Source organism: Aromatoleum sp., assembly GCF_036675785.1.
In the GTDB taxonomy this organism is placed as follows: domain Bacteria; phylum Pseudomonadota; class Gammaproteobacteria; order Burkholderiales; family Rhodocyclaceae; genus Aromatoleum.
This window is the reverse complement of the sequence record NZ_JAKFEF010000004.1, coordinates 1-6,180: the sequence shown is the minus strand read 5'-3', so window position 1 is coordinate 6,180 and position 6,180 is coordinate 1. Positions and strand designations below refer to the sequence as shown.

7 protein-coding genes are annotated in these 6,180 nt (G+C 70.6%); 6 read left to right on the top strand and 1 reads right to left on the bottom strand.

Features of this window, described 5'->3' with window-relative positions:
- The 3 genes from V6M37_RS00955 to V6M37_RS00945 all read left to right on the top strand — a co-directional run.
- On the top strand, window positions 1-407 hold a 407-nt coding region (locus V6M37_RS00955), incomplete at its 5' end, for a branched-chain amino acid ABC transporter permease (RefSeq protein ID WP_332670161.1).
- Between the two features lie 77 nt (window positions 408-484).
- On the top strand, window positions 485-1,645 hold the full coding sequence (locus V6M37_RS00950) for an ABC transporter substrate-binding protein (protein WP_332670159.1): 1,161 nt from the start codon (window positions 485-487) through the stop codon (window positions 1,643-1,645).
- 10 nt (window positions 1,646-1,655) lie between these two features.
- Window positions 1,656-2,315, top strand: a complete 660-nt coding sequence (locus V6M37_RS00945) for a flavin prenyltransferase UbiX (protein ID WP_332670157.1) — start codon at window positions 1,656-1,658, stop codon at window positions 2,313-2,315.
- A gap of 19 nt (window positions 2,316-2,334) precedes the next feature.
- Here V6M37_RS00945 and mutY read toward each other — a convergent pair whose 3' ends face one another.
- Window positions 2,335-3,390, bottom strand: a complete 1,056-nt coding sequence (gene mutY / locus V6M37_RS00940; RefSeq protein ID WP_332670155.1) for an A/G-specific adenine glycosylase — start codon at window positions 3,388-3,390, stop codon at window positions 2,335-2,337.
- Window positions 3,391-3,510: 120 nt separating this feature from the next.
- Between mutY and V6M37_RS00935 the strand changes: the two genes are divergently transcribed.
- From V6M37_RS00935 to V6M37_RS00925, 3 genes are all read left to right on the top strand, one after another.
- Window positions 3,511-4,011, top strand: coding sequence for a flavin reductase family protein (locus V6M37_RS00935; RefSeq protein ID WP_332670153.1), 501 nt, complete (start codon window positions 3,511-3,513; stop codon window positions 4,009-4,011).
- A 130-nt stretch (window positions 4,012-4,141) separates the two neighbouring features.
- Window positions 4,142-4,639 carry a pyridoxamine 5'-phosphate oxidase family protein gene (locus V6M37_RS00930; protein ID WP_332670151.1) on the top strand — a complete coding sequence of 166 codons (498 nt, stop codon included), beginning with the start codon at window positions 4,142-4,144 and terminating at the stop codon, window positions 4,637-4,639.
- On the top strand, window positions 4,636-6,003 hold the full coding sequence (locus V6M37_RS00925) for a GAF domain-containing protein (RefSeq protein WP_332670149.1): 1,368 nt from the start codon (window positions 4,636-4,638) through the stop codon (window positions 6,001-6,003). Before V6M37_RS00930 ends, V6M37_RS00925 begins: the two co-directional genes overlap by 4 nt.
- Window positions 6,004-6,180: the final 177 nt, after the last annotated feature.

The following is a 6,180-nucleotide window of genomic DNA, read 5'->3' as shown; positions in this document are numbered from 1 at the left end:
CGTCGCGGCTCGGGCGCGCGTGGCGCGCGGTGCGCGAGGACGAGATCGCGGCGGCCGCGAGCGGCATCGACGTCGCGGCGGCGAAGAGCCGCGCGTTCGTGCTCGGCGGCGCGCTGTCGGGCTTCGGCGGCGCGCTCCATGCGCACTGGATCGGCTTCGTCAGCCCGGAGCAGTTCGGTCTGCTGCTGTCGTTCGAGCTGCTGATGCTCGCGTTCATCGGCGGCGCGCGCCGCCTGTCGGGGGCATTGTGGGGCGCGCTCGTCGTCGTCGCGCTGCCCCAGGCGATCGCCGTCGCCCGCGACGCGCTGCCCGGCAACGCCGGAAGCGCGAGCGGCATCGAAACGCTGCTGTTCGGTGCGGTGATCGTCGCGATGATCCTGCTGCGGCCGCAGGGGCTCGCGCGCTGAAGCGTGGCGAGATCCGCTTTCCAGGCGCGCCCGCGGATCGCGGATAATGCCGCCCTCGCCTTTCTTTCCGTCCGCCGATGAAACTGCTCCGTCGCCTCGTCGCCGCGTTCGGCGTCTTCGCTGCCTGTGCCGCGTTCGCGCAGACTCCGGGCGTGACCCGCAGCGAAATCGTCGTCGGCAGCATCCAGGATTTGTCCGGGCCGATCGCGCTGCTCGGCGCGCCGGTGCGCGACGGCATGCTGATGCGTTTGGAGGACGCGAACGCCGCCGGCGGCGTGCATGGCCGCAAGCTGCGCCTCGTCGTCGAGGATTCCGGCTACGACCCGAAGAAGGGCGTGCTCGCCGCGCGCAAGCTGATCCAGCGCGACCGCGTGTTCGCGTTCCTCGCGAACCTCGGCACGCCGGTCGTGATGGCGACGATGCCGGCGATCGTCGCCGCCGGCCGGCCGCATCTTTTCCCGTTCTCGCCGCACGAATCGACGTACGCGCCACGCGATCCGCTGAAGTTCCAGATGTTCGCGCCGTACCGCGACTACATGGACGCCGCGACGCGCGAGATGGTGCGACGCGGCGGCTACGCGCGGATCTGCCTGCTGTACCAGGACGACGACTACGGGCTCGAAGTGATGAAAGGCGTCGAGGCGGCGCTCGCGAAGCTGAAGCGCCCGCTCGTCGGGAAGACGAGCTACAAGCGCGGCACGACCGACCTGTCGAGCCAGATCGTGCGGCTGCGTGCGGCCGGCTGCGATTTCGTCGTGCTCGCGACCGTCGTGCGCGAAACCGTCGCGGCGATGAGCGAGGCACGCAGGACCGGCTGGAACGTCGACATGCTCGTCACCGCGTCCGGTTATTCGGCGCAGACGCACGAACTCGGCGGTCGCGCGGTCGAAGGGCTGTATGGCGTGACGGTGCTGCCGCATCCGTACGCGGAAGGCGCGAACCGTCCGCTCGCGGACTGGATCGCGCGCTACACGAGCCGCTTCGGCGCGGCGCCGAACGTCTGGAGCGTGATGGGCTACCAGGCGGCGGACCTCTTCGTGAAGGCGGCCGAGCGGGCGGGCCCGGAGTTCAGCGTCGAGCGCTTCGTCGCCGCGATGGAGTCGCTGCACACGTCGCGCGACTTCTTCGGCGGCCCGGAGTACCGTTTCAGCCGCGACGACCACCTCGGCAACCGTCACGGACGCATCGCGCAGATCCGCGACGGCCGCTGGGTGACCCTGACCGATTACCTCGAGTGAGGCCCGAGCGATGAGAACGCCGCCCCAAACCGTCGCCGTCGCGCTGACCGGCGCCTCCGGGATGCCTTACGGGCTGCGGCTCGTCGAATGCCTGCTCGCCGCCGGCTCCACCGTGTGGCTGCTGTATTCGCAAGTCGCGCAGATCGTCGCGCGGCAGGAAATGGGGCTCGACCTGCCGTCGCGGCCGGCCGAGGTCGAGACGGCGCTGTCGGCGCGCTTCAACGCCGCGCCCGGCAAGCTGCGCGTGTTCGGCCGCGAGGAATGGTTCGCACCGCTCGCGTCCGGTTCGAACCCGGCCGACGCGATGGTCGTCTGCCCGTGCACGATGGGCACGCTCGCGGCGATCGCGGCCGGGCTCAGCCAGAACCTGATCGAGCGCGCCGCCGACGTCGCGATCAAGGAAGGCCGCAAGCTCGTGCTCGTGCCGCGCGAGACGCCGTTCTCGGCGATCCATCTCGAGAACATGCTGAAGCTCGCGCGCCTCGGGGTCGTGATCCTGCCGCCGAGCCCGGGGTTCTACGGCCATCCGCAGACGATCGGCGACCTCGTCGATTTCGTCGTCGCGCGCGTGCTCGATCAGATCGGCGTGCCGCATCGGCTGATGCGGAGGTGGGGGGAAGCGGAGGGGCCGGAGCGCGCGACCGAACCGGGCTCGGGCGCGGCGACCTGATCGGCGCGGGCCAACGATCCTAGCCGGGCTCGGCGACGCACCCGTTGAGGATGCGCCGCACCGGGGTCGGCAGGCCCGCCGACTCGAGGTCCGCGAGCGCGATCCAGCGGTGCGTGTCGTCCGCGACCACTCGCCCGCCGCCGACCTCGAAGCGGATCGCCGCGATTTCGAGACGGAAGTGCGTGAACGCGTGGTTCAGCGGCGGGAGCGCGACGCTCGTGCGCGGGGCGAGGCCGAAGCGCGCTTCGACCCATCGCGCCGGCACCGTTTCGGACTCCGGAATTTCGGGCAGCGCGAGCAGGCCGCCCCAGATCCCGGCCGGGGGACGCCGTTCGAGCAGCACGCGGCCGTCCGAATGAATCACCGCGACACGGACGTGCCGCTGCGGGACGGCTTTGCGCGGCCGCGCGGCGGGCAGCGAATCGACGCGGTCCTCGCGGCGCGCGACGCAGATGTCGACGAGCGGACAGCGGTCGCACGCGGGACGGCCGCGCGTGCAGACGGTCGCGCCGAGGTCCATCTGCGCCTGGACGTAGGTGCCGACGTCGGCCGCCGGCAGCAGCGACTCGGCAAGCGCCCACAGCCGCGCCTCGACCGCCCGTTCCCCCGGGAAGCCGTCGACGCCGAACGCGCGGCACAGCACGCGCTTGACGTTGCCGTCGAGGATCGCCGCGCGCTCGCCGAACGAGAACGCCGCGATCGCCGCCGCGGTCGAGCGTCCGATGCCGGGCAGCTCCGCAATCGCCGCGGCGCGGGACGGAAAGCGGCCGCCGTGGACGTCGATGACCGCGACTGCGGCCTTGTGCAGGTTCCGCGCGCGGGCGTAGTAGCCGAGGCCGCTCCACAGCGCGAGCACGTCGTCGAGCGGCGCCGCGGCGAGCGCCGCGAGGTCCGGGAAGCGCGCGAGGAAGCGCGCGTAGTACGGAATCACGGTGTCGACCTGCGTCTGCTGCAGCATGATCTCGGACAGCCACACGCGATACGGGTCGTTCGTGCGCTGCCACGGCAGGTCGTGGCGGCCCTGGTCGCGATGCCAGTCGATCAGACGTCTCGCGAAATCGCTTCGCCCGTTCATTGCGTGTCGTGTTCCCAGTCGTTTGCCGCGTTGCCCGATAGGGGGTCGCGCGGCGATAATCCACGATTCCATCGATTTTCGGGGTACGGCGCAAAACGTCGCGCCCCGGCTCCCCTGCCCATGTCACAGCCCCCCCTCACCCACCAGGAATTCACCCGCGCGTTCCGCGACACCCTCGGGATGTTCGCGACCGGCATCGCCGTGATCACGACGCGCGCGCCGAGCGGCGAGGCAATCGGGCTGACCGTGAACTCGTTCAACTCGGTGTCGCTCGACCCGCCGCTGGTCGTCTGGAGCCTCGCGCGGCACCTGCAGAGCCTCCCGGTGTTCGAGGCCTGCGAATACTACGCGGTGAACGTGCTCGCGGAAGACCAGCAGCACCTGTCGCAACTTTTCGCGACCCGCTCCGACGAGAAGTTCGCCGGCCTCGAAACCGACGACGGCCTCTATGGCGTGCCGTTGCTGCGCGGCTGCTGCGCGCGTTTCGAGTGCCGCAACACGGTGCGCCACCCCGGCGGCGACCACCTCGTCTTCGTGTCCGAAGTCGTGCGTTTCGACCGCGAGGAGCGCGCGCCGCTGATCTTCCACAGCGGCGCCTACCGGCGTCTCGCCGCGGACTGACACGCCGCGCCGTCCCGGCCGGGCGGCAGCGGCGGGACGAACTATACTGGGTTCGAGTGCCGGACGAGAGCCGGCGCCCGGCCTCGTCCGCCCCGGACGATCGCGTCCCGAACTGCTGGCGTGCGTCACGATGTCTGCCGACCTTGACTGCCTGAGCGACCCCGCGCATGCGGATTTTCTGACGAGCGGCGTTTCGATCAGCGTCGCCTCGTGCGGCGCGGATCATTTGCCGAACCTGACGCGCGGGATCGGTTGCGACGTCTCCGGCGACGGGCCGGACGTGCGCGTCTTTGTCATCGCCGAACAGTCGCGCGCGCTTCTCGACGACCTCCGCGCGAACCGCAACGTCGCGGTCGTCTTCTGCCAGCCCGGCTCGCACCGCAGCTTGCAGCTGAAGGGGCACGACGCCAGCATCGAATCCCTCGTCGCCGGCGACGCGCGGATCATCGAGCGCTACCGCGGCGCCTTCACCGACGCGCTGGCCGCGCTCGGCTTCGGCGGCGCGTTCGTGCAGGCGCTGCTCGGCAGCAGCACCGGCGAAGTCGTCGCGATCCGATTCACGCCGGCCGCCGCATTCTGGCAGACACCCGGCGCGGGCGCGCGCCGGTCGCCGGAGGACGCGCGATGACCGTCCGGCTCGATGCGATCCGCGAATGCCTCGAAGGGGCGGTGCCCGGGGTCATGGCGACGTGCTCCGCCGACGGCGCGCCGAACGTCGCGTTCCTGTCGCAGGCCGAATACGTCGATGGCCGCCATGTCGCGCTGTCGTACCAGTTCTTCAACACGACGCGGCACAACATCCTCGAAAACCCGAACGCGCGGCTGATCGTCACGCACCCGCGCACCGCCGAGCGCTACCGGCTGCTGCTGCGCTACCTGCGCACCGAAACGGCGGGGCCGCTGTTCGAGCGGATGAAGGCGAAGCTCGCCGGCGTCGCCGCGCATTCCGGCATGGGCGGCGTCTTCCGGTTGCGCGGCTCGGATGTCTGCCGCGTGCTCGAAATCGAGCGCGTGCCCGGCCCGGCACTCGACCTGCCGACGCCGCGGCCGAGCCTGCTCGCGGCGCTGCGGTCAACGTCGGCGCGGCTGGCGATCTGCCGCGAACTCGACACGCTGCTCGCCGAAGCGCTCGCAAGCCTCGAGTCGCAGTTCGGCTTCCGTCACACGAGCGTGCTGCTGCTCGACGCTGCGGGCACGCGGCTCTACACGATCGCCAGCCGGGGTTACGAAAATTCCGGTGTCGGCTCCGAAATCGCGATCGGCGACGGCGTGATCGGCGTCGCCGCGCGCGAAGCCACGCCGATTCGCCTCGGTTACCTCGCGCCGGACTACGCGCACTATGGCGCGGGGGGGAACTCCACGCGGGCCGCCGACGCCGAAGGGCTCGAAACCCGCATTCCGTTGCCTCGTCTCCCGGAGCCGCGGAGTCGCCTCGCCGTGCCGATTCGCGCCTGCACCCGCCTCCTCGGCGTGCTCTACGCGGAGAGCGCGCAAAACCTGCGTTTCGGCTACGACGACGAGGACGCGCTCGTCGCGCTGGCCGGCCAGCTCGGAGCCGCGATGCTTGCGTTGCGACAGGCGGGTGAAGTCGATGACGGGACGGCGGTGCCCGAGCCCGAATCGCTTGCCGCGGTTGGTCCGCCGGTGATCGTGCGGCACCATGCCGGCGACGACAGCGTATTCCTCGACGACACCTACCTGATCAAGGGCGTCGCCGGCGCGATCTTCTGGACGGTCATGCGCAATCTCGTTAACGCGGGCCGCAGCACCTTCAGCCTCCGCGAGTTGCAGCTCGAGCCGACGATTCCTCGCGAGGACCGCAGCGCCGACCTCGACGCGCGCCTGTTGCTGTTGCGCCGCCGGCTCGCCGACTGCGGCGCCCCGCTGCGACTCGAAAGCATCGGCCACGGCCGCTTCCTGCTGGCGGCGCGCCGACTGCCGAAGCTGGTCGACGTCGCCCCACCCACCAACCCACTGCCGGCGCGGCACTGAGCCGCGAAAGCGCCCATTTTGGGCTGCGCCTGACACGTCAATAGAGCCCCCTCCGTACGTCGGTGGGGGCTTTCCATTTACAATCGTCCGAATTCATGCGCTAGACCGCGCACACGACAACTCATATTCGGCGTGACCTCATGGATCCCCGAGAGAAACCGGCGGTACTCGTCGTCA

Excerpts from the sequence above, each read along its gene's own strand:
- V6M37_RS00950 (WP_332670159.1), top strand. The coding sequence starts at position 485 with ATGAAACTGCTCCGTCGCCTCGTCGCCGCGTTCGGCGTCTTCGCTGCC.
- V6M37_RS00945 (WP_332670157.1), top strand. The coding sequence starts at position 1,656 with ATGAGAACGCCGCCCCAAACCGTCGCCGTCGCGCTGACCGGCGCCTCC.
- mutY (WP_332670155.1), bottom strand. The coding sequence starts at position 3,390 with ATGAACGGGCGAAGCGATTTCGCGAGACGTCTGATCGACTGGCATCGC.
- V6M37_RS00935 (WP_332670153.1), top strand. The coding sequence starts at position 3,511 with ATGTCACAGCCCCCCCTCACCCACCAGGAATTCACCCGCGCGTTCCGC.
- V6M37_RS00930 (WP_332670151.1), top strand. The coding sequence starts at position 4,142 with ATGTCTGCCGACCTTGACTGCCTGAGCGACCCCGCGCATGCGGATTTT.
- V6M37_RS00925 (WP_332670149.1), top strand. The coding sequence starts at position 4,636 with ATGACCGTCCGGCTCGATGCGATCCGCGAATGCCTCGAAGGGGCGGTG.